This is a genomic window from Planococcus soli (genome assembly GCF_016881065.1).
Taxonomy (GTDB): domain Bacteria; phylum Bacillota; class Bacilli; order Bacillales_A; family Planococcaceae; genus Planococcus; species Planococcus soli.
In genome coordinates this window covers 227,827-253,598 of record NZ_WXYN01000051.1, presented here as the reverse complement: position 1 = coordinate 253,598, position 25,772 = coordinate 227,827, and the positions used below count along the sequence as shown (strand labels likewise).

General features: G+C 40.9%; 28 protein-coding genes. 9 read left to right on the top strand and 19 right to left on the bottom strand.

Features of this window, described 5'->3' with window-relative positions:
• Positions 1-3 precede the first annotated feature (3 nt).
• From GJB59_RS19315 to GJB59_RS16005, 4 genes are all read right to left on the bottom strand, one after another.
• Positions 4-660 carry a ComF family protein gene (locus tag GJB59_RS19315; protein ID WP_244946822.1) on the bottom strand — a complete coding sequence of 219 codons (657 nt, stop codon included), beginning with the start codon at positions 658-660 and terminating at the stop codon, positions 4-6.
• Entirely contained in the window at positions 657-1,985 is a 1,329-nt protein-coding gene (locus GJB59_RS16015; RefSeq protein ID WP_142826079.1) for an ATP-dependent helicase ComFA, read from the bottom strand. Before GJB59_RS16015 ends, GJB59_RS19315 begins: the two co-directional genes overlap by 4 nt.
• 38 nt (positions 1,986-2,023) lie before the next feature.
• Positions 2,024-2,857: a DegV family protein gene (locus GJB59_RS16010; protein WP_142826078.1), complete on the bottom strand. Its 834-nt coding sequence runs from the start codon at positions 2,855-2,857 to the stop codon at positions 2,024-2,026.
• 104 nt (positions 2,858-2,961) lie between these two features.
• Complete coding sequence (locus GJB59_RS16005; protein WP_142826077.1) at positions 2,962-3,528, bottom strand: nuclear transport factor 2 family protein; 567 nt, start codon at positions 3,526-3,528, stop codon at positions 2,962-2,964.
• 133 nt (positions 3,529-3,661) lie between these two features.
• Here GJB59_RS16005 and GJB59_RS16000 point away from each other — a divergent pair, with 133 nt between their 5' ends.
• A complete protein-coding gene (locus tag GJB59_RS16000) occupies positions 3,662-4,270 on the top strand; it encodes a 3'-5' exonuclease (RefSeq protein ID WP_142826076.1) in 609 nt (202 codons plus the stop codon).
• A 358-nt stretch (positions 4,271-4,628) separates the two neighbouring features.
• Here the strand turns inward: GJB59_RS16000 and GJB59_RS15995 are convergent, their stop codons facing one another.
• Positions 4,629-5,303 (bottom strand): response regulator, encoded by a 675-nt coding sequence (locus GJB59_RS15995; RefSeq protein WP_142826075.1) that lies wholly within the window; start codon positions 5,301-5,303, stop codon positions 4,629-4,631.
• A gap of 27 nt (positions 5,304-5,330) precedes the next feature.
• Positions 5,331-6,476, bottom strand: a complete 1,146-nt coding sequence (locus GJB59_RS15990; RefSeq protein ID WP_142826074.1) for a sensor histidine kinase — start codon at positions 6,474-6,476, stop codon at positions 5,331-5,333.
• Between the two features lie 156 nt (positions 6,477-6,632).
• On the opposite strand from GJB59_RS15990, the gene GJB59_RS15985 reads away from it, so the two are divergent.
• Both GJB59_RS15985 and GJB59_RS15980 read left to right on the top strand, forming a co-directional pair.
• Positions 6,633-7,268 (top strand): YigZ family protein, encoded by a 636-nt coding sequence (locus GJB59_RS15985; RefSeq protein WP_142826073.1) that lies wholly within the window; start codon positions 6,633-6,635, stop codon positions 7,266-7,268.
• A 172-nt stretch (positions 7,269-7,440) separates the two neighbouring features.
• Positions 7,441-8,484, top strand: a complete 1,044-nt coding sequence (locus GJB59_RS15980) for an LCP family protein (RefSeq protein WP_142826072.1) — start codon at positions 7,441-7,443, stop codon at positions 8,482-8,484.
• A gap of 95 nt (positions 8,485-8,579) precedes the next feature.
• On the opposite strand, the gene GJB59_RS15975 is transcribed toward GJB59_RS15980, so the two are convergent.
• Positions 8,580-9,656, bottom strand: coding sequence for a glycosyltransferase family 4 protein (locus GJB59_RS15975; protein WP_142826071.1), 1,077 nt, complete (start codon positions 9,654-9,656; stop codon positions 8,580-8,582).
• Positions 9,657-9,861: 205 nt separating this feature from the next.
• A complete protein-coding gene (locus GJB59_RS15970) occupies positions 9,862-10,824 on the bottom strand; it encodes an NAD-dependent epimerase/dehydratase family protein (protein ID WP_142826070.1) in 963 nt (320 codons plus the stop codon).
• Positions 10,825-10,929: 105 nt separating this feature from the next.
• On the opposite strand from GJB59_RS15970, the gene GJB59_RS15965 reads away from it, so the two are divergent.
• The 3 genes from GJB59_RS15965 (at position 10,930) to brnQ (ending at position 12,925) form a co-directional block, all read left to right on the top strand.
• Positions 10,930-11,232, top strand: a complete 303-nt coding sequence (locus tag GJB59_RS15965) for a hypothetical protein (RefSeq protein ID WP_142826069.1) — start codon at positions 10,930-10,932, stop codon at positions 11,230-11,232.
• Between the two features lie 64 nt (positions 11,233-11,296).
• On the top strand, positions 11,297-11,476 hold the full coding sequence (locus GJB59_RS15960) for a CsbD family protein (RefSeq protein WP_142826068.1): 180 nt from the start codon (positions 11,297-11,299) through the stop codon (positions 11,474-11,476).
• Between the two features lie 123 nt (positions 11,477-11,599).
• A complete protein-coding gene (gene brnQ, locus GJB59_RS15955) occupies positions 11,600-12,925 on the top strand; it encodes a branched-chain amino acid transport system II carrier protein (RefSeq protein ID WP_142826067.1) in 1,326 nt (441 codons plus the stop codon).
• A gap of 32 nt (positions 12,926-12,957) precedes the next feature.
• Here the strand turns inward: brnQ and GJB59_RS15950 are convergent, their stop codons facing one another.
• Both GJB59_RS15950 and GJB59_RS15945 read right to left on the bottom strand, forming a co-directional pair.
• Positions 12,958-13,818, bottom strand: a complete 861-nt coding sequence (locus GJB59_RS15950) for a YflT domain-containing protein (RefSeq protein WP_142826066.1) — start codon at positions 13,816-13,818, stop codon at positions 12,958-12,960.
• A gap of 142 nt (positions 13,819-13,960) precedes the next feature.
• Positions 13,961-14,554: a general stress protein gene (locus GJB59_RS15945; RefSeq protein WP_142826065.1), complete on the bottom strand. Its 594-nt coding sequence runs from the start codon at positions 14,552-14,554 to the stop codon at positions 13,961-13,963.
• Between the two features lie 516 nt (positions 14,555-15,070).
• On the opposite strand from GJB59_RS15945, the gene GJB59_RS15940 reads away from it, so the two are divergent.
• From GJB59_RS15940 to GJB59_RS15930, 3 genes are all read left to right on the top strand, one after another.
• Positions 15,071-16,366, top strand: coding sequence for a helix-turn-helix domain-containing protein (locus GJB59_RS15940; RefSeq protein ID WP_142826064.1), 1,296 nt, complete (start codon positions 15,071-15,073; stop codon positions 16,364-16,366).
• Positions 16,367-16,371: 5 nt separating this feature from the next.
• Positions 16,372-16,755 (top strand): hypothetical protein, encoded by a 384-nt coding sequence (locus GJB59_RS15935; protein ID WP_142826063.1) that lies wholly within the window; start codon positions 16,372-16,374, stop codon positions 16,753-16,755.
• A gap of 98 nt (positions 16,756-16,853) precedes the next feature.
• Entirely contained in the window at positions 16,854-17,447 is a 594-nt protein-coding gene (locus GJB59_RS15930) for a DUF3267 domain-containing protein (protein WP_142826062.1), read from the top strand.
• 37 nt (positions 17,448-17,484) lie between these two features.
• Here GJB59_RS15930 and GJB59_RS15925 read toward each other — a convergent pair whose 3' ends face one another.
• From GJB59_RS15925 to GJB59_RS15885, 9 genes are all read right to left on the bottom strand, one after another.
• Complete coding sequence (locus GJB59_RS15925) at positions 17,485-18,219, bottom strand: gamma-glutamyl-gamma-aminobutyrate hydrolase family protein (RefSeq protein ID WP_142826061.1); 735 nt, start codon at positions 18,217-18,219, stop codon at positions 17,485-17,487.
• A 181-nt stretch (positions 18,220-18,400) separates the two neighbouring features.
• Positions 18,401-18,730 carry an MGMT family protein gene (locus GJB59_RS15920; RefSeq protein ID WP_142826060.1) on the bottom strand — a complete coding sequence of 110 codons (330 nt, stop codon included), beginning with the start codon at positions 18,728-18,730 and terminating at the stop codon, positions 18,401-18,403.
• A 27-nt stretch (positions 18,731-18,757) separates the two neighbouring features.
• Complete coding sequence (locus GJB59_RS15915; protein WP_142826059.1) at positions 18,758-19,228, bottom strand: hypothetical protein; 471 nt, start codon at positions 19,226-19,228, stop codon at positions 18,758-18,760.
• Positions 19,229-19,284: 56 nt separating this feature from the next.
• Positions 19,285-20,295 carry a GNAT family N-acetyltransferase gene (locus tag GJB59_RS15910; protein WP_142826058.1) on the bottom strand — a complete coding sequence of 337 codons (1,011 nt, stop codon included), beginning with the start codon at positions 20,293-20,295 and terminating at the stop codon, positions 19,285-19,287.
• Positions 20,296-20,323: 28 nt separating this feature from the next.
• Positions 20,324-20,992 (bottom strand): YveK family protein, encoded by a 669-nt coding sequence (locus GJB59_RS15905; protein WP_142826057.1) that lies wholly within the window; start codon positions 20,990-20,992, stop codon positions 20,324-20,326.
• Positions 20,993-21,379: 387 nt separating this feature from the next.
• The gene (locus GJB59_RS15900) at positions 21,380-21,679 is read right to left on the bottom strand and encodes a replication/maintenance protein RepL (protein WP_142826056.1); all 300 of its coding nucleotides are present in this window, start codon (positions 21,677-21,679) and stop codon (positions 21,380-21,382) included.
• Positions 21,680-21,889: 210 nt separating this feature from the next.
• On the bottom strand, positions 21,890-23,191 hold the full coding sequence (locus GJB59_RS15895) for a Zn-dependent hydrolase (protein WP_142826055.1): 1,302 nt from the start codon (positions 23,189-23,191) through the stop codon (positions 21,890-21,892).
• Between the two features lie 25 nt (positions 23,192-23,216).
• Positions 23,217-24,344, bottom strand: a complete 1,128-nt coding sequence (locus GJB59_RS15890) for an amidohydrolase (protein ID WP_142826234.1) — start codon at positions 24,342-24,344, stop codon at positions 23,217-23,219.
• 66 nt (positions 24,345-24,410) lie between these two features.
• On the bottom strand, positions 24,411-25,607 hold the full coding sequence (locus GJB59_RS15885; protein ID WP_142826054.1) for a hypothetical protein: 1,197 nt from the start codon (positions 25,605-25,607) through the stop codon (positions 24,411-24,413).
• Between the last annotated feature and the right edge of the window lie 165 nt (positions 25,608-25,772).

Below are 25,772 nucleotides of genomic sequence, written 5' to 3'. Positions count from 1 at the left end.
TGCTTACGCCCGGATAAGCGCCAACACCTTTATTTCCTTAACACCATTTTCCTTTAGAACTTTAGCCGCTAAGCGCATCGTACTCCCCGTCGTGTAAAGATCATCAAACAACAATACTTTTTCTGGTGCAGGTTTGCCATTCCACCAAAAGACGTCCTCTAATGCCATTCTTGCTGACTTAGATTTCCCACCCAAACCTACTTCATTTTTACCGAGCAGGTGGAGGTAGGGCACTGAAGCCGTATCGAGCAGGCGGTCAACTTGGGAAAACGTACGCTCTTTCAATTTGTTTTCATTCATCGGAATCGGAACTACGATTGATTTTTGCCCGTCCAATACTTCTTTCAGCATCTCCGCAAAAACTTCCGACAACACTGCATCTTTGAGAAATTTGTATTGATGCAGAAATTCTTTCATGGGTGGATTGTAGCGATACAAGCATTTGCCTGAATCGATCAATCCTGCATATTCAGTGGTTTCCCATTTGCAGCAATTTTGGCATAACCCTTCTCCTGGTGCACTGCAGATTGGGCAGCCTCCTGCTATCAGTTCAAAACTGCTGCGGCAGCGATTGCAGATGACGCTTTCCAGCTCATTAAAAAATATGCTTCGCCAGCTGACATGCACGGGCATGTCGCGACCACATAAATAACAGTTCACAATGCACCTCCTCTATTATAGGAAACAATGAGTTTTTTTGCCTTGTCCATCTGCCGCACTATGCCATTATGAAAAAATATAACATTGCCATCCGGATAATCTATGGATCTGCCAGCACGGCCCGCAATTTGAATCAATGCTGCTGCATCAAAAATTGGCTGGTCGGCTCCCACAACTGCCACTTGCACATTCGGTATGGTAATTCCGCGTTCCAAAATGGTTGAGGTCAAAACGCCTGGAATTTTTCTTTCGCGCAGCTTCATAACCTTCTCTTTTCTTTCTTCATCTTTAGAATGAACTGCTTGGATGCCTGGATGCTTTTTCTGGAATAAGACAATTGCTTGCTCGATCAGTTCAATCGTCGGGAAAAACACCAAAAAAGGTTCGTTTTTCTGTATTTTTTCATCTACCCAGGCAGCTAATTTTGGAGGAATCTTCCCTTTTGCAAAGTCCTTATCATATCTCCATAAAGACCGGAATTCCGGGACCGGCAAAGGATATCCGTGAAAACGCTGGAATATGTGGGAGGTATGAGACACTTGTTTTAGCAACTCGGCGGAAGGGGTTGCTGATACATAGACAATCGGCGCTCTTTTTTTCTTGGCTTTTATGACTGCACGCTTCAAAGCCGGATCGTAAGAATAAGGAAATGCATCCGCTTCGTCGACAATCATGACATCAAAAGCATCTTTAAATCGATACAACTGGTGTGTGGTCGCAATGACCAGCGATGCAAAGCCGGATTCTTCGGGAGAATTCCCATACAGGCTATGGATAGTCGTAGTTGGAAAGACATTGCGCAATCGTGGAGTGAGTTCCAAAACCACATCTGTTCTAGGTGCTGCAAGACAGACGCGCTGGCCTTTTTTCAACGCATCGAAGATAGGCGGAAACAGCAACTCGGTCTTTCCTGCTCCGCATACTGCATAAACAAGGTGATCGTTTTTTTGAGAGAGGCTTGCTTGAACTTCCTGTGAAGCTCTTTGCTGCAGTGGGGTGAGGCTGCCATTCCAATGGAATGAATGGCTTTGAGGAGAAATCGTTGAAGGGAGCGCCCAAGTGATCAATTCCGTGCAGGAACTGATGCGCCCCATCTTTATGCAATGCCGGCAGTAATAACAGATCGCATTACAAGCGGCACAGAAAAAAGGAACAATTTTTTTCGTGGATTTTTCCAGGCACCTGGCACATTGGCGTCCGTCAATAATACCTGGACTGATACTGACCGAACCGTCAGAGATAGCTTTATCTATCTGCTCTTTTGTAAATGGGGTGAAATTTCTAAGCCACACCCTGCCTGTTAAAAATTCTTCTATTTGCTTCATTCGCAGCCCCCTTTAGCTAGAGAAAAAGCCTCAGCAGGTTATTTTGCTACCCAACCAAGACCCATTGCTCCTTCGCCTAAATGTGTTCCAATAACCGGTCCGAAATAGGAAATTTCAAAGTCTACATCCGGACATGCAATTTCCAGCTCTGCACGCCATTGTCTTGCTTCATCCGGCCGATTTGCATGAATGATCGTTCCCTGCAGTTTTTGGCCATCCTTACTATCTTCTTTCAGCAAATCAACAATCCGGTTCATCGCTTTTTTGCGCGTCCGCACCTTCTCAAATGGCACAATAACTTTTTCCTTAAAATGCAAAATCGGTTTAATTTGCAGCATTCCGCCAACTAGGGCTTGAGCACTGGACAATCTGCCGCCCCGCTGCAAATGCTTCAGGTCTTCTACCATGAAATAAGCACGCAAGGTTTTTTTCATTTCGCTTAATTCATTCAAAATCCTCTGTGCATCGGCTCCATCTCTCGCCAGTTCTGCAGCTTTCACCACATAAAAGCCCTGGAGTGCACAAGTGAGTTCCGAGTCGAAAGAGTGGACTGCGACTCCGTCCACCATTGCAGCAGCCTGTTGCGAACCCGCGTAAGTACCACTAATGCCGCTCGACAAATGAATGGAAACAATTTCATCGTAGTGTGCAGAAAGCTCGGTATACAAATTGACGAATTCTCCTAAAGGCGGCTGAGATGTTTTCGGAAATTCCTCTTTGGCTTTTTGATAAAATGCTTCTTCGGTCAATTCCCCTTCTTTATAGGAATGGCCGCCAAATGTCACCTGCAAGGAAACCATATGAATGTTCAATGCTTTTCGTGTTTCATCTGGTAAATAAGCTGTACTGTCAGTTACAATTACCGTTTTCATGAGTTAATCAGCCTCCTTTTCTAGTTTACCAATAAAAGACACGAAAAAGACATAAGTTAAAAAGACAAAAATAAAAAAACCCGCAATTCGCGGGAAATTACTCATTAATTGCCGATAAAATGAACGCTGGTAACTTTCCACTCATCGTCTTCTTTTTTAAATACTACCACTTGGCGGCCTTCCTGTTCTACAGCATCATCCGAATTCGCATCTTTCATATTTACCGAAAGAGTAGCAAAAACTTCTGCACGTTCCTCTTCGTATTTGACGATGGTTTCATCAGTTGTTTCATATTGGGTATCGTACGCTTCAAAAGCTTCGCTCAGTGCAGCTTGATCTTCTTCGCGATCAAAACCGTCCGGTTCCTGTGCAATGGTTTTCATGTAGCGATCGATGTCTTCAGAGTTGAAAGCAGCTATATATTCATCATATGCTGACAAAAGCTCACTCGCTTTTCCCTCAGGTACATCTGCTTCAATGACGTTTCCTTCATCATCCACTGTAAAGCCCGCGGACTCTTCCTGTTCTTCATCAATGCCATGGTCGACTGCATTGTTTTCATTTGCTGAATTGCCATCTTCGACCGTGTTTCCATTGACTGAAGGCTCTTCTGAATTCGAACAAGCAGCAAGCGCCAGAATAAGGCCTGCAGCAATTATCAATTTTTTCATCATGCATTCCTCCTGCGCTTCATTTTGCCATAGGCAGATCGTGAATACAATGAAGAAACTGTGTCAACTCTCAAAACGGAACTTTTTCTCATTTTGCGGTACACTAATAGGTACAAATTATAGGAGGGGTCGCATGGAAAAAAGAGATGCACGGCAAATACTGGAACAAAAAATGAGGGAAACGCGCCCTCAATGGAGCCGAAAACAACCCACCCGGCCCAGAAAATACAAATCCAGCATGCAAAAAGTGGAAGATTACGTAGTTCTGGATTTTGAAACTACTGGCTTGCGTGCGGGAAGCGATAAAATCATTCAAATTGGTGCTGTCAAATACATCAAGCATGAACGCAAGGAAACTATGTACCTGATGGTCAATCCCGAATGTTCCATTTCAAGCACGATTACCCGCATCACAGGCATCACCAATAAGGATGTGGAGAATGCCCCGGTTATTGAAGAAGTTGCCCATGAATTGGTTGCATTTATCGGCGGTCTCCCAATAATCGCACACAATGCACCTTTTGATATGGGATTTCTTTACGCACTCGAAGAAATCACACCGATTCCGGAATATACGGTAATCGACACCGTCAAACTGGCGAGAAGAGCCATAACTCAAACACCCAATCACAAATTGACCACTTTGACTGCCTTTTTAAAGCTGGAACACGACGCCCATGATGCATTGGGCGATTGCCTAGCCACAGCAGCCATCTACCAATACTGCTACGACCGGATATAAAGAAAAGCGGAAGCAGCTGTTTAGCTCCGACAAGCGCTGGAAGCCTTACCGGTAATGGCGGTTTTCAGCCATTGCTGGTAAGGCTGAAGCGACTCGAGGAGCTGGCTGCTGGAGTCTGGACAAAGAAAAGCGGAAGCGCCCGTGTAGATTCGACGGGCATAAGACACGCTGGCGAAGCGGCATGTGTTCAGCCGCGCAGCTAGAGTGGCTTATGACCCTAGAATTTGGGCGCTGGAGTCTGGACAAAGAAAAGCGGAAGCGCCCGTGTAGATTCGACGGGCATAAAGCGATTTGCCGAGCTCTATTCAAACAAAAAAGACGGTGTTTCTGCTTTTTGCAGAAACACCGTCTTCAAATATTATCTTACTTCAACCCAGCCGTTTTTAATCGCGGTCACAACTGCTTGTGTCCGGTCATTCACCTGCATTTTCTGTAAGATGCTTGATACATGGTTTTTAACTGTTTTCTCAGATATGAATAAAGTTTCTCCGATGACACGATTGCTCTGGCCATCAGTCAATAATTGAAGAACTTCACTTTCACGTTTCGTCAATAAATGATAGGGACGGCGAATTTCCGTTTGATGGAAAGAGCCTTTGTTTTCACGCTCACTCAACCGACGGAACTCCATTACTAAATTGCGTGTAACTTTAGGATGTAAATAAGATCCGCCTTTTGCTACAACTTTGATAGCTTGGATAATTGCATCGGCGTCCATTTCTTTGAGCATATAACCTAGAGCGCCGGTTTTTAATGCATGTGTTACATATGATTCATCATCGTGGATAGACAGCATAATGACTTTTGCATCAGGGAACTTTTCGATCAATTCACCTGTAGCTTCTACACCATTTTTTTGTGGCATGTTGATATCCATCAATACCACGTCTGGTTGGTTTTCTTCATATAATTTAACGACTTCGTTGCCGTCTCCGCCTTCAGCAACAACTTCAAACGAACTTTCAAAATCCAAAATTCTTTTTACACCTTCACGGAATAATTGGTGATCGTCAATAATAATAATTTTTGTCATCACGTCGTCCTCCTCGAATACCCTATCTTATATACCCTTTTTAAATGGGATATGAAACATTAGGATCGTACCGTTTCCAGGCGAGGAATTGATGAAAAAGTCGCCTTCGACTAAGTCAATTCTCTCCCTCATACCCGCTAATCCGAATGACTGGTTTTTAACAATCCCTTGATCAAAACCAGTTCCATTATCCGTTACGATAATTTTCACTTGATCTTTTAACCACTCTAATTCAACTGTAATTTCAGTCGCTTTGCCATGGCGTATTGCGTTTGAAATACCTTCCTGAACAAGACGGAAAATAGCGGTTTCATATTTATTGGGCAACCGTACTTCTTTTCCATTTGATTGAAACTTCAATTTAATGCCTTTATTATATTCTTCAATGGTATCGATGTATTTCTTTAAAGTCGGTACCAGTCCCAAGTCATCGAGCGCCATTGGCCGTAAATCGTAAATTACTTTCCTTACCTCGGTAAGTGCCTGCCTGACCATTTCCTTTAGTGAAGTTATTTCCTGGAATGCCAATTCTGGGCCTTTTTCGCGGTAGGTTCTTTCTATCAAATCTGAACGAAGCAGGACATTAGCCATCATTTGCGCAGGGCCATCGTGAATTTCCCTGGAAAGACGCTTTCTTTCCTCCTCTTGTGCTTCAATGATGCGAAGGCTATAATCTTTACTTGACTTGTCTTTGCCAATTGCTTCATCAACGTTTTTCAAATCTGAAGTTAAATAGCTGCTGGCGACATTGATTTGGTTGACCAAACTTTCAGCCCGCTCAATCGTTTGAAGCAAAACCTGAAGACGCCGCTGCAGCTTATCGCGCTTTTGCCGATACTTTTTTTCTTCATTCCGGTTAAGGGATAATTGCACTTGAAGGTCATTTGCCTGCTCATATACCAGACGAACCTGACTTTCAGAAAAAGAATTGAAAAATTGCGATACCTCCGCCAGACGTCTGCGGGCAGCACGTGTCTTCTCCTCCAAGAAATCCCCAGCCTCGACCACACGTGAAATATTCAACCGCACATCTTCCAGTTCATCTTTCATTTCTTCATAACTTTGGCGACTTTCTTCACTAATGACGAAGATATCTTGTTTTGCCTGTTCCATTCCTGCTAGCATTTCATTAAAAATAGAATCAGGTGCTTTGTTACCGATTTTCTTTGCCATCCTAAAACCGCCTTAGCTATACTGACTGTATACCGGGTAAATTTATTGCTTCTTTATACCTTGTCGGCTGTACTAAGTATATCACTATATAAGCAAGACCATATTAAATATACGTTACAAATTATCTGATTTTATTTTACAACAGGAGGAGTCAAATTGCGAGAAAATTACACAACTGTAGGCGATTTTGCCAGTGCAGAAATACTTATCCAGAAATCCAGGTTTATCGGACATGCAGCCCGTGCCGAAACAGAACAGCAGGCAATTGAATTTATCAACTCGATTAAACTCCTTCACCGGACCGCCACCCACAATTGTTCTGCGTATCTTATAGGAGAACACGACTCTGTTCAGAAAGCAAATGATGACGGCGAACCAAGTGGCACTGCCGGATTCCCTATGCTTGAAGTACTAAAGAAACAGGGGTTGAAAGATACTGTCCTTGTAGTTACCCGCTACTACGGCGGCATTAAGCTAGGCAGCGGCGGATTGATACGAGCTTATGGCAAAGCTGCCTCCGCAGCTCTTTCAGCGGCAGGCATCGTAGAAAGAAAACTTCATCACCTGATAAAAACATCGATTGACTATACATGGCTCGGCAAGTTGGAAAACGAAATCCGCCAATCGCCATTCCCGTTGGATCACCTTGAATATACAGAAGGTGTAGACCTCTATATCCATGTTCCTGTCGAAAAAGAACAGGAGTTTATCGATTGGATAAATGAACTGACAAATGGGCAGGCGCATATCAGTATAGTGGACAATCAGTTCCTTGAATTTAAGTTGCCTTGATTCTTTTCATTTACGCATTTCGAAAATCACTGTATAATATCAAAAGCACAGAAAAATGAAACATTCATTCATAAAAACCGTCTACTGAAAAGAAGATCCATGCACTGATAAAAAATGGATTGATCCGAATTAAATACTCGGTTGGCCCATAATCAATAGAGGAGCAACTTACATGAACCGAAAAGTTTATCGGAAAACCAAATCAAGCAGAAAAAGGACTATTTTAAAAGTAATCGCCACGTTGGCTGTTTCCCTGCTTATTTGTGTATCCGCCTACGGGATTTATTTAGTTAAGAAAGCTGAATCTGCAGTCGATACAGCTTATGAACCAGTTGGCAACACAAACGAAGATGTTGAGCCGTTAACCGACAACATCTCGATCTTATTCATCGGAGTTGATGACAGCGAAGAACGCGATCAAAGCGACAATAATATTCGTTCGGATGCTCTCATTCTGGCAACTTTAAACAATGAAGACAAATCCATTAAACTGGTCAGCATTCCCCGCGATACGTATACGTACATCCCGGACGGGGGGGAAGAAGACAAAATAACCCACGCCTATGCCTATAACGGCCCAAGTTCAACGATTGAAAGTGTTGAAGAGTTGTTGGATGTACCGGTTGATTATTATCTTCGCATGAATTTTGATGCTTTTATTGATACGATTGACGCACTTGGCGGAATAAAGGTTGAAGTGCCTTATGATATAACCGAGCAGGATGAAAACGATTCACAAGGTGCAGTCGAGTTAAAAGAAGGAATTCAATTTCTTAACGGCAGCGAAACTCTGGCACTGGCCAGAACCCGTCATTACGATAATGATATCGAGCGCGGAAAACGCCAGCAGATGATATTGGAATCCATTATGAACCGTGCCCTATCAGTCGGATCAATTACGAAGTACGGGGACGTCTTTGAAGCAGTTGGAGATAATATGAAAACCGATATGAGTTTCAAAAATATGAGTTCATTGTTCGAATACGCAAAAAACGGAAAACCTGATGTAGAAACTATTACACTTGATGGTTATGACGATATGTCGACGGGAATTTACTATTGGAAGTTACAAGAAGAGTCCTTGCTCGAAATACAGGATGTCCTTCAAAGCCATCTCGGATTAAAACCTGATACATCCAACTTAACCAATAAAGACATTGAACAAAGATTCGCAGAATCTCTAAATGAAAATAAAGAACAAAAAACACCACAATAAATGTGGTGTTTTTTTTTAGGTTTTAAAATTTTCTCACTCCCAAATCGCCAAAATAAAAGATTGAACCAAAAGCTTGCGCTTTAAGTCCAATCCTATCACTTGCCGATTAGCCGTACTAAATTTAATAATGGACGATAATTCTTACCTGCCAAGCCTACCACTTCAACGAAAAGTTCAATTGCTACCAGCATAACGCTGATCAGCAAAATCCCTCCCCATAAGGTTGCTTGAGAGAATAATAATGCAGCCAGCCCGAACAACGCTGCGATTCCATAAATAATCAATACCGTTTGGCTATGTGAAAAGCCAATATTCAACAAGCAATGGTGTAAATGGGATTTATCCGCTTCTGAAATTGATTTTTTTTCGCGAACTCGACGAACAATAGCGAAAAATGTATCTGAAATAGGAACACCGAGCATGATAATGGGGATGATCAACGCTACAACTGTAACGTTCTTAAAGCCCATCAACGCCAGTACGGAAATCATAAACCCTAGAAATAATGCGCCCGTATCCCCCATAAAGATTTTTGCAGGATGAAAATTATAAACTAAAAATCCTGAAGTACTTGCTGCCATTAAAGCAGCCATAGACATAACGTAAACGTCGCCCATGATGAAAGCCATAGCCGCAAGCGTCAGCAAAGCTACTGTTGAAACACCAGCTGCTAATCCATCCAGCCCATCGATTAAGTTGATGGCATTGGTAATTCCGACAATCCACAGAATAGTCAATGGAATACTAAAATAGCCAAAGTCCAAAACCCCGCCAAATGGAAGATTGATGAAAGAAATTTCGAGCCCGCCGCCGACTACCACAATGCCTGCAGCAACCAGCTGCCCCAGCAACTTCGCTTTGGCACTGATTTCGTACATGTCATCCAGTACACCAGTAATGATGATTAAAAATGCTCCGATGATTATTGCGGTTTCAATCGGAATAAAAGAAGCTTGAATTGCATTTGAGATCGGATCTTGAGGTTTCAGTATAAAATATGCGATTAGAAAAGAACCAAATATGGCCAATCCGCCTAAACGCGGCATTATTCTCGCATGAACTTTTCGGTAATTGGGACGGTCAACTGCTCCTACGCGAAAGGCGATGCGTTTGACAATCGGAGTCAGTGCAATTGAAGCGATAAATGCCAAGACCATGGTAAGGTAAAGCATATCTTTCCTCCTTAAAACATCTTTTGTACATACATATCCATTTGTATTATAGCATGACTATATGAGAAATAAAGAAAAATCTGCTCTATAACTTTATAGTTCAGGCCTTTAATGAATTGGACGCATTCTTGCAAATAAAGTTTCAGCAATATCATTTTTTTAACAGCTCAGCTGGTTCAGGGAATAACTCACAATAATCAGCTTCTCATCTTTTCAGTTTCTCTAACAAATCGCGCTCTCTCTCTTTTGATATCCCCACCTTCAGCTCTGCAAGCCCTTCTTCCTTGCTCCATTCAAGCGTATCCTTTGCCGATTGCCCAAGAGGACGTTGCGTAAGCCCCTCATTTTTCGCCTTTTTGTTATCGGCCAAAATGAAACCTTCAGGAAAATCGACTGAAATCGGTATCCAAAAAGGCAATTCAAAAGCTTGCACTCCTTCTTCTAATAGGAAATGGTCATCCGCCCAAACGGTTTCGAGTTCCTCCCGTGAAACGACTGATACGAATTCTTCCATTGAAACAGGATCAGCAACCACATTAAATACTCCTGTCGCTTTCTTCTCAAGCTGAGAAACTGTGAATTCGGCTAAATCCCTTGCATCGATCCATTGGACCTTTCTTTTTTTGCTGCCAGGTATCAAAACGGGACCTTCACCATTTAACTTGACTGCCCAGTATGTAAATCGGCCCGTCGGATCAGCCGGCCCTACAACAATACCAGGACGGATGACCAGTGCTTTGTCACTTATACGCTCCTCAATAAGCTGTTCACACATCACTTTGAAAGGACCGTATGTTTCACCTGTTACTTTATCCCCTTGCACCTCTTCCTCAAATACAGCGGCATTTTCTTTAACCGCCCCCTTTTTAAAATCGGTATACACAGAAATTGTAGAAATAAATGTATAGTGATCTGTCCTAACATTTTCCAGTATCGGCCGCAAATCGGCTGGGGTATATGCTGATGTATCTACTACCGCATCCCATTTTTCTTGGGCCAACTTTATTGCATCTTTTCTGCGATCCCCTAAAACTCGTCTTAGTTCCGGGAAGATGCCAGGATTGCTTTTACCTCGATTGAACAACACTACCTCGTGCCCTTTTTTCATGAGTTCCTCAACAATATAACGTCCTACAAAAGATGTGCCTCCGATAATTAAAACTTTCATTTTTCCACTCCTTAATAAGCGATTTTAATTTCTAAACTAGTCATAATATGATATATTAAATAAAATAAAATGAATTTTCAAATATTTTTTAGGGGTGTAAGCTAGATGGATGACACGCTTCAATCTTATTCACTGAAGACTGTTTGGACACCTTGGGATGAGGCTGCTGTATTGAAGATGAATCACGAATCCCGTGCAGAACTTGCTAAAATTATTAACTGTGAAGGGCTTCTTGTCGACTTATCAATGGACCAACATGCAGAAGTGAGACTGGCGGTTGCCCAAAATGGTCAAACCCCTTTTCAAACTTTGAAAAGGCTAAGTGAAGAAGATTTGTGTATTACTGTTAAAGATACCGCTAAAGATACCATATCAAACCTTTCATTTGTGCCGAATCATTCATCGTGATGTTTAGTTATCGTGAAAGAAGGTAATTATACTAGTAGTTGAAAATTTGAAGGAGGAAATACTCATGAGTGATAACAAAGGGTTTTCTGATAAACTAAAAGGTGCAGTAAACAAAGGAAAAGGCGAAATCAAAGATCAAATCGGCAATGCTTCAAATGATCCAGACAAGCAGGCAGATGGAAAGATGGACAAAGCTAAAGGGAATGTTCAAGATAAGATTGGCGACTTTAAGAACAAAAAATAATTAGCGCTTCAAACCCGGTTTTCTGACCGGGTTTTTCTTTTGCATTTTTAATGTTTTCAAAAATTAAAGAATTCGGTTATAATGTATGTTCGTGCGTAAATGTTATTTATTAAGGAGTTTGTCATGGAAAAGAAGGCGCTTACAAAAACGGATGTTTTAACTTTAGGGCTAATGCTTTTCGCTTTATTCCTGGGAGCCGGGAATATTATCTTTCCCCCTTATTTAGGTCAGCTTGCCGGTGACCAATTGGCTCTTGCCATTACGGGTTTTTTGCTGACAGGAGTTGGCTTGCCGTTGCTGGGAATTTTGGCCATAGCTAAAGCGGGTGGCGATCTCCAATCTATCGCCGGCCGGGTCCACCCAATATTTGGAATCGCTTTTACTTTGATTGTGTACTTGGCCATTGGCCCTTTTTTTGGTATACCGCGTACTGCTACTGTTGCGTTTGAAATTGGCACAGCACCATTTCTTCCCTCTGCTTTTGCGGAATCTAACTGGTCATTAGCAGTATTCACTATAGTTTTTTTCACTATTACCGTGTTATTTGCAATGAATCCAACAAAATTAGTGGACAGGATCGGCAAAGTTTTGACTCCTTTGCTCATACTGGTTATCGGATTGCTGGCTGTAAAAAGCTTTCTGACACCCATGGGTTCCATTAACGCACCTATTGGAAATTATGATACAGAAGCATTTTTCGAAAGCTTTTTGCAAGGCTATCTAACGATGGATGCAATCGCGGCTTTAGTCTTCGGAATAGTCATTATTCAGTCGATAAGAAGCAAAGGAATCACGGATACCCGAACCATTCTAAAATCTACTGCTTACGCAGGATTTATTGCGGCCATCGGTTTATCGGCTGTCTACCTATCTTTGAGTTATATTGGAGCTACAAGTGTTGATGCTATCGGTTTGCAGGACAATGGCGGCATCATTATCGCTATGGCTTCACGTGTTTTATATGGAGATATCGGCGGCATTATCCTATCAGCAGCAATAACTTTTGCTTGCTTAACAACTTCTATTGGTTTGGTGTCCGCAACTGCACAGTTTTTCTACAAGATTCTCCCGAAGTTTTCTTATATTTTTTATGTTTTGTTTTTTGCGGCTTTTTCTGCCGTCATTGCGAATGTCGGTTTAACACAATTAATCGCTATTTCTCTTCCTGTTTTGCTGGCTATATATCCGGTGGCTATCGTGCTAGTGATTTTGTCATTTTTTGACCGTGTATTTTACCGGAAGCCTTTTGTTTATGTGATTGCTCTCACTGCCACTGCGGTTATCAGTATTTTTGATGCACTGCGTTCGACCGGCCTGGAATTTGAGCAGGTAGACTCTGTTTTGCGCCACCTGTTATTTTTTGAACAGGGTATAGGCTGGGTTCTCCCAGCTGTAATCGGAACTCTAGCAGGAATTGTGATTGCACGAGTTACACATAAAAATCACTAAAGGAGCCTCCCTATTGGGAAGGCTCCTTTGTTTTAAAATAATTTAGGTGTCGGTGGTGGTGTGTTGTCTTTGTTTCTTTTATTTCTCTCATCATGTTGATCGTTGGATTCTCTAGTTGTATCCAAGTCATCATTCAGTAAATGCTCTTCTTCAGAGTCTCTCCCGAATGGTGCTGGTCCCAGATTTGGATCAACGCCAGGTGATGGTTCATCCTGCCGGCGGTTTACCCCATCTTCCCGCAATAAATTCTCTTCGCCTTCTTTTGTTTGGAGCGCTGGTTCATGATCCATTTCTTTCTCACGTATTGAGCCTTCATCTTTAGCGAGCCCGCTGGTGGGATGGATTTCGTCACCCTTCAACCGGGAATCCTGAAAGCGGTCGCCTTTTCCCGCTCTAACATGTTGGTCTTCTCTGGAAACTTCTCGTGCATAGATTTCATCAGAACCATGCTTAGTATCCGTGTGGCGAGATACAGCTCCAGACCCAGGTGTACCTGCAGTTTTCTCTTCGAGGTCGGTTGGGTTATTGGAATCATCCAAACTTGAAAAATGTTCATCTTCAGATGATCCAGCTTGCCCATCTGTATAAAGAAGAACAGCACCTTTTTCGATTTCACGCTCATAGTCATCTGTTCTGTCCTTGTTCAAGTTAAATCTATCCAGTTCTTTTCTGACAATATCTTTCCCTCCAAGAAAAGATTTGAAGCGATTGGAAAAAGAATTTGCCTGGTCAGCCTTTACACCCTCACTTCCAGCCGACTCTACTAAACCTTTATCATTGGCTAATACATGGATATCTCCCTGATGATAGCCTTTTGCTTTCAACGCTTGAATGGCCGTTTCTAACTCTTCTTTGCTATATACAATTTCGAATTCACGATTACCTGATCTCATTATTATGACCTCCTGTAGACTGTGTTATTTTTGTTTACCCTTTCATACCGATTGCTAAAACCTGGAGCAGCCAAAAGGCAATAAACAATTAATAGGCATTAAAATAAAGCATAAAAAAACCTTGCGTGACGTTCCGCAAGGTTTACTTATACTTTTTGTCGCTCTGGCTGTGCTTCTCCGCTTCACTGGATCCGCCTCTGGCTTTTCCGACTTCCGGATTTTGCTGAGTAGTAAAAGAATTATGTTTTTCATCTTTGACTAAAGTAGGATCCTGCGTAAATGTTTCTCCCCGCGCAAAGCGGTCTTCCTGTTCATCAAAGTTATTGTCGACCGAATTAATGAATTGCTGTCTTTGAAGATCATTTGGATCTTCCTGTTCTGCATCTATTTCTTTACTTGAAATCGTATCCAGTATGGTTTTGTTTTGTTCATCGATATATAGAAGAATTCCGCCTTTAGCAAGATCGGCGGTGTAACGTTCTGTTTCAGATTCTGAAAGATTCAGTGATTTAACTCCTTCACGGACGCCGCTTTCTCCAGATACAAATCCTTTGAATTTGTCAGCGAATGTATCAACTTCCTTTTTGTCGAACGAATAGTTTTCAAAATGCGAAATATCTTTAGCCATAATATGAAGATCTTTTTCCTTATAGCCAGTTCTCTTTAAATCCTCTATTTTATTCACCAAGTCATTTTCTGAAAACACTACTGTCAATACCGTTTTTTCCGAACTCATAAGAAAACCTCCATTGATTTAGTAAAATATTCTATTCCTTCTTTACCCATTAATAAAGATTCCATAACCTTGCCTATTAATAAGACTTAGTAAGATTTCTATAATCCTCCAAATTTTCAGACTAAACATGTTAGTGGAACAAACTTTATAGCAGATTGTTGATACAACTGTATAAATAAAGAGAATTTAATTACTTTATAATTAAGTGGTATATTTTACCTACATTCGTTGATAATATAAGTGTTTTTTCAATCAACATTTACCGTAGTAGGCTTATTTTACCTTTTTTAACTTTTTTCAAAATTACAAAGTAAAAAAGCAGTTTATTTTGAAAATTGATGCTATCATGAATGAAAGATATTTACACAAAGTAAAATATGGGATATGGAGGCGGCAATTATCGTACTTGGCGATCTATTTTCTTCTTACTTTTCGGAGGACCCGACAAAGGCAGATAATAACTCTCCTACGTGGATGACCGAAGTACTGCCCTTGCAAAAGGAAAGGAGAGCAGTAATGGACACGGGAATGCGTTTGAAATACCATCGTTTAAAACAAAAAATCAGTTTGGAAGAAGTAGCTTCTGGAATACTCTCTCCTAAAGAACTGAAAAAACTGGAAAATGGCATTAAAGATCCGGCATTAAAAGTTTTGGAAGCTTTATGCAAGAAACTTGCCATTCCTTTAGCGCCAAAAGATAACCCTATTGGGAAAGTACTTGTAAAAAACTTTAAGAGTTCATTGCTTCACCCGCAAAACAAAGCTAAAATCATGGAGCAGTATTCCGATATTCAAGGCCACCCTCTGCTGCACGCTGATGAAGATGTGGAATTGGAGTATAGCATCCAGCAAATCAGGTATTTTATTATTATCGGAGATTTAGATAGTGCTGAAGAAAAAATCAAGGAAATGGATCGCTTTAGAGAGTTTATGAATCAGGAACAGTTTTATCTGTTTCATAAATACAACGGAAATTATAATTACATTCTAAGCGATTTTGAAAAAGCATTAAAAACCTATCTGGTCGCTGAAAAAATAGCACCAAATACGATTTCTGCTTCTGAAATTGGGGATCTATACTATTCAATTGGAATCTCCAGTACTAAATGCAGAGAAACAGAAATGGCATTTAAGTATACCGAAATGGCGTTGAAAATTTACCAACAAGAATTTATACCGAAACGCATAGTCGAATGCCATTTGAACATAGCGATTACTCACCAGCACTTTGGAAACTTTAGAATGTCTATGGAACACTACAAAAACGCATTAACTATTGGAAACAAATTGGAGATTGACATTCTGCGTTTTACTACAGAATTTAATCTCGGATACTCATATTTTTTGTTCCAGAATTACGATCTCTCAATTGTGCATATGGAAAATTCATTAAAATACATTCATCCTGAATACACCGCGGATCTTTTACTAAGTTACTGTATTTTAATTAAATCACAATATGAAATGAAAAACTTGGATGCAGCAAAAGAATGGGTCCGCAAAGGTTTGGAGATAGTAGAAAATAAAAAATTGAATATCCATTCACCAACTAATCATATTTTTAAAGAAGCTTACATTGAGTTTATATGCCTGGTGCACTTGTTAGATGAAAAGTATGACGAGTTTGAAAACTATGTATTAAATCAGCTGATTCCAAGTCTAGAAGCCACTGATAATTACTTTGAAAGTGGCTATTATTTCGGACATTTGGGTCAAATATATTATCAACAAGGCCGTTACAAAGAAGCTGCTGAAATCATGAACAAAGCAAGAGAATCATATAAGAATATTAATATTTTATTTAGGGAGTGAAAGTGATGAAAAAAGGAATGACAATTTTATTTTTCTCTATCCTTGCAATAAGCACTTTATCATTTGGCAATAATTTAGATTCAACAGATGAAGTCGCCGTACAAGCTCGCGTTCCTGAACCTTGGTCTGTTGGCACTGAAGTCGCTGTACAAGCTCGCGTTCCTGAGCCTTGGTCCGTTGGCACTGAAGTCGCTGTACAAGCTCGCGTTCCCGAACCTTGGTCCGTTGGCACTGAAGTCGCTGTACAAGCTCGCGTTCCTGAGCCTTGGTCCGTTGGCACTGAAGTCGCTGTACAAGCTCGTGTTCCTGAACCTTGGTCTGTCGGCACTGAAGTCGCTGTACAAGCTCGCGTTCCTGAACCTTGGTCTGTTAAAAACCAGCAGGCTTAATATTATAAAACTATGATAGGTTGTCGCTTGTTTCATACAGCGGCAGCCTTTTTACTTTTTCGAATAAATTTAATATTATTAAAGGCGGAGGAACTCACATGAAAAATGGAGATATCTTTATTTTACCTGCTAATTATAAAGTGCGGCGAAAAGTTAACTTATCCAAGGACAAGCATATTAATTTAGTGATACAACTTTGCTTTATTGTCATTGCCGGCATCCTAATGGGTTTGGCTTTTTGGATTGGCTTTCCGTTGTCGAATAGCATAGGCCTGCTTCCCTCCCTTTTAGTTACCGTTATTTTGATTTTGGTATACATGTCGCTCCATGAACTTACCCATGCATTTTTTATCAAAGTTTTTTCCGGCAGACTTCCTTCGTTTCGGATCCGATTTCCTTTTCTGTCAATCGGCAGTGAAGCTTATTTTAATCGGAAGAAATTTATTATCATTGCTCTTGCACCAGTATTGGTCTGGGGTATAACGCTTGCTGCATTGCTGTTTGTTGTGCCTTCACAGATTTTCTTCAGTGTTTATATACTGTTTATCGTCAACTTTGCTGGTTCAGCAGGTGATTACGTACAGACATACATTGCGCTTAAGGCACCAACAGCAACGTTGTTTCAAGACAACGGAATAGAAACAACTATATATATGCTGGCAGACAATAAAAAAAATCCTGGGACTAGTTAGTCTCAGGATTTTTTAATTTTAACTCTATTTTGTTGCATTACTGGTTTTGTTTTTTATCCACTAAACATTCATCTACAAAACGTTTAAAAATGTTCATCGAAGCATCGTCGCCCTGAAGAGCAAATTCTTCCGGATGCCACTGAATTCCCATCGCGAACTGATGGTTCTTGCTTTCCAGCGCTTCCACCAGTCCGTCAGCAGCATATGCCGCAACACTCAACTGATCTGACACATCTTTAACTCCTTGGTGGTGGAAAGAGTTTACATTGAACTTTTTTTCTTTCATAATATCATACAACAAACTATCGTCTTCTAAGATGACGGAGTGTGTACGATGAGTCCGCATCGCCATTTGCTTATGCTGATGCAGTTCTCCTTCAAATTGAGCTTCTAAATCCTGATAATTGGTGCCGCCCAATGAAATATTGAACATTTGGAGGCCACGGCACATCCCAATAAACGGCTTATCAAGCTCTAAAAACTTTAAAATCAATTCTTTTTCATACTCATCACTGCCTGGATATACAGCCCCAAGACGCAAATGAGGTTCTTCTCCATACAGTGTTGGGTTGATATCGCCTCCACCAGTAACTATCAGTCCATCCAATCGTTCACACAGCAACGGGATATCTTCTTTATCCACAATAGGAACAATCAGCGGCAAACCGCCTGCCTGCAAAATTGCCCTGCCATATACCGGATCCAATGAATAGGTTTGATCTTCTTCTACTCGTGCTGTTATGCCGATAACCGGCTTATCTTTAACTGTCATTTTAAATTCCTCTTTTCCAATTATTCGACTTGTCCATCATCATCTATACCCGTTCCTTATGGAGTATTAAACATTTCGCTGCTCCATGTGGCCAACAATGCTCCATTCTCGATGTACCGCTATAAGCTATCTAATGCAGTTTTAAATCCATAAAAAAAACCCTTTTAAGGGTATGATTCTACTAATTTCCGTTCTCTTCATCTGTTCCAGGGTCAAAGCGGAACCTGCTTAAATCGATTTGCCCATCTACATCCACTTCCACGCCTTCTCTTTGCAGCGAGGCCTTCTGGAAAAGCCGGGACTCTTCATCCCGCAACACTATCTGTCCCTGTGCATTAACTACTCTATGCCACGGCAAGTTATACTTCGCACTCATGCTGTGAAGTATTCTTGTCACTTGCCGGGCAGCACGCGGACTTCCCGCAGCCGCCGCAACTTGGCCGTAAGTCATAATTTTGCCAGATGGTATCCTTTTCATTACATCCAATGCTTTTTCAGTAAAAGTCTGCATTCTTTTTCATCCATTCCATTTACATGTCTATTTCTTCTTACTTTTGACTTCCAGCAGTAAACTCCCATTTTTATATTCTTTTAGCAGCTCTTGGGCAAACTCATATAATGGCAGCTTTCCAGTTTCTACATCCAACCCGCCACTTTCAGCATGCTTGCACTTATAGTGTTCTACCATCCGCTCAACCAATTCTTCGAGCCCATCTACCGATTGCTCATTTTCATGCTGCAGAGGCCGCGACAGATCGATCCCTTTTGCTTCATTTAGATAGAGAAACTTCATCTGATCCAAGTTATCGACTGCTTGATCAAAAAGCTGTTGATTTTTGTCCAGGCGGTAAAAGCTTCTCCAAAATACGAAAATTTCTTTGGCGACTCCCAGTTTTTTTGCTCCAAGAGAAGCATTTAAGCCTTCAACCACACAAATTTCGTACATAATCTTTCTTAATGATTTTTTATATTCTCTTTCCACCACACCTTTATATTGCATGTATCTCATCATTATACCTCCCCCGGAATAACTTCGATAGTTATGCTTAACTTCCTAACAGCGCTTCAGACATTTCGGTATCTTCGGACGATATCGTTTTCTTCCAAATAAACCAACTTATTATAGGTTTCCAAATCGTGTACTTGCTGTCCAATATAGAAAACAGCGGGTTTGCTATTCGCCATTCTTCTTTTTATTTTTCTCTCTCTATTTTGATCTCCTTGAAAATCACCGCCTAGATGAAAAAAAGCGTAGTAGTTTTCTTCTCCCCATTCAGCAACATTCAATAACAGTGTTCTCATGGTACTTTCACTGTCAGTTTCAGACAAGCTGCCATCCAAATGAAAGTAAATTTTATCTTCCAGCGCAAGAATATAGCATGCCGAAACCAATTTGTTGTCCTGATAGGCTCCAAACAAATGAAGGTTAGGTCCCATTGAACTAATTAGTGTTTCAAAATAGTCATTGGTGAAAAAATAATAGCTGTCTGCTTCCTCTCTTCGTCTTGCAGCGGAGTAATATAGTACGAGAAACTCAAACATATGACGAACAGTTCCAAGTTTTTTCACCACAAGATCTGTTTCTTTTTCAGATTCACCATAAGCGAGTTCGGTATTTAACGTAGAAGAGAAATAATCTTTTAGTTTTATTGAAAAAGTTTCGTACAGTGGAGAAAGTTTTAGGTGATCTTTAAAAAATTGAGCATTTTCTTTAAGAGGATGGAAACGTATATATTCGACGACAATCTTTTCACTATTGCAGTATTCAATAAAAGCTTTTCTGAAATTGGCAGCCAGATTCGCACTGCTTTTCCCTATTTTTAATATTGGCCCCCCATAGCCGAAAGGTGTTGTAACGTCAAAATATGGTGCATCTTCATTATTTATCTGTCTTTTAATGAAGGGGTAAGCAACTTCTCCATCATCGTCTTTATAATAAAAGAGCAAAGCTTCTCCTGGATCTAGTTTCAAAGCACTTAAAAAGTATTGGCTAGTATAGTAGATATCGGATATTTGTAAAATATCAAGAATCTTTTGCCAACGGCTGTGCTCTCGTATTGATATTAGCTCATACATACATTCCACCCCTGCTTCACCTAAAAAATCATTTGAACACTGTCTGCATTTGATTTTCTTTTTTTCTTAGATCTCTATTTGTAGTCTTTACAGAACCTTCTACTGCCAAAGGAATAAATTTGATCAGAACGCTGAAAGCAAACCCAGAAGCTGCGGCAATGAAGAGGCTAAGCAGTAGCCCGCTCTGGATTGGGGCAGCCTCTGTTTCTTCAAATGATGCCTGCGAAATAACACTGATATAATCGGCTTTTAGTGAATTTTTTACTTCGTTCTGAAAAATGAAGGATAGCCTATTTGCAATTAGAACGGCCTGTTTGCTGTCTTCGGATAAAACAGTGATTGTTAAGACCGGTGAATTACTGGTGTAGCTTACTTGGATTTTCTGGCGCAGGTCGGCGATTGAATTTTTCAATTCCAGCTCCTTAGCTACTTTCCTTAATATATCCGAGCTTGTCGCAAAGCTTGCATAAGCCTCAATAATCTGTGAATCTATCCGATTGCTTTCCACTGCCCGATGTAAAGTCGCCGGCTCTGACTCTTCAACGAGTACTTGAGTTGATGCCTGATACTGCGGATCAAGAATAAAAGCAAATACAGCCCACACTGCCAGCATAAGAAAAAGTGTGATCGAGACAGCAAATCCAAATTGATTGATATTTTTTTGATATAATTGCTTTTTTGCTTTCTTACCGATCATCCGGACACTCCTCCTTTCACCGAGACAGATGGATTTTTAGAATTTATTTCTAAAAATTCAGATTATTATAGTTCATTTATATCATAGTTTTTTGGTTCAATCTACACTTTTAAGGATATTTTTTTAATTATTCTCAAAAAACATAAGTCCTTAGTCTGCATTATTAAAAAATAGTATAAATAAATACTTTAATTTAGTATTTTATACCCAAATAGAATTTTAGTAATCCTAGCCTTAAGGCACACTGAATCTTTTTTAGTATTATGACAGCAACTTTTCACTAATACTGAGCAAGTTTCTATAAATTCCTATTTATTTACCATCTGCGCAATTTTGACAAAACAAAAAAGCATTTCTCATTTTACTGAGAAATGCTCTTTCGCTTTACTATTCTTTCCACAAACCGATAATACCATTTCTGCGGTAAATTATTTCTTTCGACTCAAGCGTCTTTAGTACTTTAGTTAAAGTTTGATGTGAGATATTGATGTCCGTCGTGATTTCCTTGATGGTTTTAAATAAGACACCTTCTGGTGAAGCATTTTTCATAAAATACTGCATGAATCTTTCTCCAATTTCCGCTGTTTTTTCAGTTTCTGATGAAAAATATTCACGACATTCATTTAGAATTTTTTCTTCGGAGAAAATTTTCGTATTGCTGTTCACTCGGTTTTCCATTACTTTCATCTAACCACCTCCAAAAATTACAGCTCTTTAATGCATGCTTATAATTTATATACCCTTTCTTTTTAATAATATACACAGAATTTCAATAAATACTGATAATTCCAATATTATTTTTTATTATCCAGTTTAAGGATTTTATTCTTTTTTAAAACGGGATCTTAAAAATAAAAAAAAACAAGAAAAACGCTCTTTTCCTGTTTTTTTATTTTTTTATTTTGTCATTGCATCTTCAATAAAATCCTTCAGTACATGAATGCCTGTTACACAGTCATTTAGCGAAGACCACTCTTTCGGATTATGGCTGATGCCATCCTTGCTTCTGACAAAAAGCATGGCCACTGGAATAAAGCGTCCGAGGTTCATGGCATCGTGACCTGCCCCGCTTGGAATATAAATCGGCGAAATCCCAAATTTATTCAGCGAAGAAGCTAAGCGATTCTGTAAGTCCTCAGCAATCGGTACCGGCTGAATACGCGTATTCAGTTTTATGTTGCTGTGGATCTCATGTTTCGCAGCAACTTTTTCCGCCTGTTCGATCACCTGATCGATGAGACGGTCTCTCGGTTCTTCCTTGATGTCCCGAATATCAACAAGCATTCTTACTTTTTCTGGTATGACATTCGCTCCATTCGGATAGACATCCATCTTTCCAACCGTTGCCACGGCGGTATCGCTGATCCCTTTTGGAAACTCAGGAATTGACTGGAGAAAATCTGCTGCTGCTACGAGGCAATCCCTTCTGCCGATCATCGGTGTATTGCCAGCGTGTCCGGCTTCCCCCACAAATTCCACTTCGAGCCAAGCTGGCCCAGCGATGCCACTGACGATTCCGACTGGTTCATTTGCTTTTTCCAGTTTCTTTCCTTGCTCAATATGCACTTCCACGAACAATTCCAGCTCGCTTATATCTCTTTTAGCTGCTTTAAAAGCATCCAGCGTACTGCCGTAATGCGCTAGAACCTGTTCGAGGGTCTCTCCGTTATAGTCCCGCAGCTGCGCCATTTCTTCTTCTGATATAGCGCCGGTCATTGCTTGGCTTCCCGTTAATCCACTGTTGAAACGAGAGCCTTCTTCATCCGAGAAAACAATGATTTCGTATGGTTTTTCAGGGGTATAGCCAGTTTCCTTCCAGGATTCCACGACTTCAAGAGCCGATAAAACGCCAAGAGGCCCATCAAAATTCCCGCCATTTGGAACACTGTCAACATGAGATCCAGATGCGATTGCCGCCCCTTCGTTATTGCCTTCCAGCCGAGCCGTGATATTGCCTGCTCCATCTTCAGAAACCGTTAAACCCGCACTAGCCATCCATTTTTTCACCAGTGTTTTTGCTTCTTTTTCTTCATTAGAAAAGCCTGGCCGTTTCACACCGCCAATCTGGACAAATCCGATCTTGGACAATTCGAACAACCGTTTTGCAATACGCTCTCCATGGATGCCCGAATGATCAAGGCTGTTATCATAGTCTTTCATTAAGTCTTCATATAAAGGATTGTCATTGTCTACTGGCATAGTTTCCTCCTTGATTTTGGCTATCTTACTTAGTTAAAAATGACCATGCATACTGGGCGTAGAGTTCTGCACCTGTAGCCATTGCATCTTCATCAATATTGAACTTTCCGTGGTGATGTGCCCATTCGGTATCTTTTTCCGGATTTCCGCTTCCTACCAATGCAAAGCTGCCTGGCACTTCGTCGAGATAAAATGAAAAATCCTCTCCACCCATAGTCGGTTTTTCATCATAAATCGAATCTGCACCAAATGCCTCAATTGCCACTTGCCGCACCAATTCGGCACTTTCAGTACCATTAATCACAGCCTGAGTCCCTCTAATGTATTCAACTTCTGCAGTTCCGCCATATATTGCTGCAGTATGGTCAGCATACACCTTTAACTGCTTTTCAATATGGTCGCGGACGGAAGGGTCGAAACATCTGACAGTGCCTTCAATTTCCGCATTTTCCGCGATGATATTAAAACGGGTTCCAACGACCATCTTCCCAACGGTTACTACCGCCGACTGCTGAGGATCAATTGTACGGGAGACGACCGACTGCACATTCATAACGAATGAGGAAGCGATAATTGCTGCATCGATGCAGGCTTGCGGCATCGCTCCGTGACCTCCCTGCCCTTTAAAACGCACCTTAAAAATATCTGCCGAAGCAAATGAAGCGCCGGGATTACAGGAAACCGTGTTCGAAGAGCTTTGAGACCATATGTGAATGCCGAAAACATCATCAACACCTGCTACGGCACCTTGCTTAACCATGGCCTTAGCTCCAGTTGCAACTTCTTCGGCAGGCTGGAAAATAAACCGGACATTTCCTGGAATCTCTTGCTTCACGCTAACTAAAGCTTTTGCTGCAGCCAAAAGCATGGAAGTATGTGCATCGTGTCCACAGGCATGCATCTTTCCAAGTTCTTTTGATTTGTATGGCAAATCCACATTCAATTCCTCTACAGATAGCGCGTCCATATCGGCACGAAGTGCGACGGTCTTTCCGTCTTTTCCGCCCTTAAGTTCTCCAATTACCCCCGTAGGCTCTGTTTTGCGTGCTTCAATTCCAAGTTCCGTTAAATAATCGTAAACAAATTGAGAAGTTCGGAACTCTTCCCACGATAACTCGGGTTCACTATGAAGCTTCCGGCGATTTTCGATCATTTCTCCACTGTTTTCTTTGATGGAATTTTTTATCGTTTGGTTGATCACGTTGAATTTCCTCCTATTCTATAGGAAGCCGACGAATATGCCGGCCAATATAACAGAAACGATGGTTACGGTGATAAAACCTGCCACCAGCATTGGCGGCAGCATATGGCTAGTCAAGACTTCGCGTTCTTCTTCGTCTTTTGTCAACGAATTGATTACTTCCACAGTGATGATATAATCTGCCGGGAATCCATAAAGTGCAGTCAAAGAAACCGCAAAGGCCATTTCTTTACTGACTTTAAGAAGTTTTCCAATAATAAATGAAAAGATGTACATGCCAACTACACCAATAACGATACAGCCGATTAATGGATAAAGAATTTCCAGCATCATGCTTGGAGTAGCGTTCTTTAAACCGTCGAAAATATAAAGCAACAAACCCATGATTGCAAACCCAAAACCGTTTGCTTTCTGCAGCGGGTGGCGTTCCAAAAAACCGATGCTGCGAGCAATAACACCAAACAGCAAACACAGGACAAACGGGCTGATTTCCACAATCGGTGCAGCAAGCGTCGATGTCAGGTAAGCCAGGTATCCAACCAATGCCAACCGGAAAAACTTAAAGAAATCGGTATTGTACTTTTCCGGCATATTCGCAAACATGCGCGGTTCCTTGACAGTTTTGCCTGATGCCCCTTTTTGTTCACCAGGCAATTGTTTTGCGGTCAGTTCATTGTTTCTGTATTTGTTTAATAAGTTTTGTCCTTCTTTTTTCAGCATGATCGAAGTCAACGGATATCCAGCAAATCCTTGTACCACATATATGACGATTGCGAAGACTGCCAAAGTTGGAAGACCTGCGGCGGCTGCTCCCTCTGACATGATCAGTGCAGATACCAACCCACCGACTAACGGCGGGATTGCCACTACAACCGTATTAAAATCGAACAGCAAAATCCCGATGCTGAATAATGCTGCAATAATTCCCAGTATGCCAGCTAAGGCAATCAAGATGGTTTTCCACTGATTTTTCAGTTCTTCTAAAGATAACAAAGTACCCATATTCGTAATTAATAAATAGATGAGCATGACGGCTACCGCAGGTGGAATACCTGCGATTGCAACGATTTCAGGAGGAAAGAACGTCCAATACCCCAGTAGGAACAGAACCCCACTGACAAATATAGAAGGAATCCAAGCTTTAGTGCGAGTAGAAATTGCCTCGCCGATAAATAATACAAGAATCAAAATTGTTAACGCGAGCATCTGAGCCATGTTTTGTTCCTCCTTTTTCTTTTTCCAATAGCAAATACACTATCCTCTTCAAAGCTTTATGTTGAAGATTTTAATAATGTTGCAATAGTAGCACAATATCGCAGCATAATAAATAGAATAAAACGACTATTTTGAAATAACATTAAATTGAATAATCATTCATTT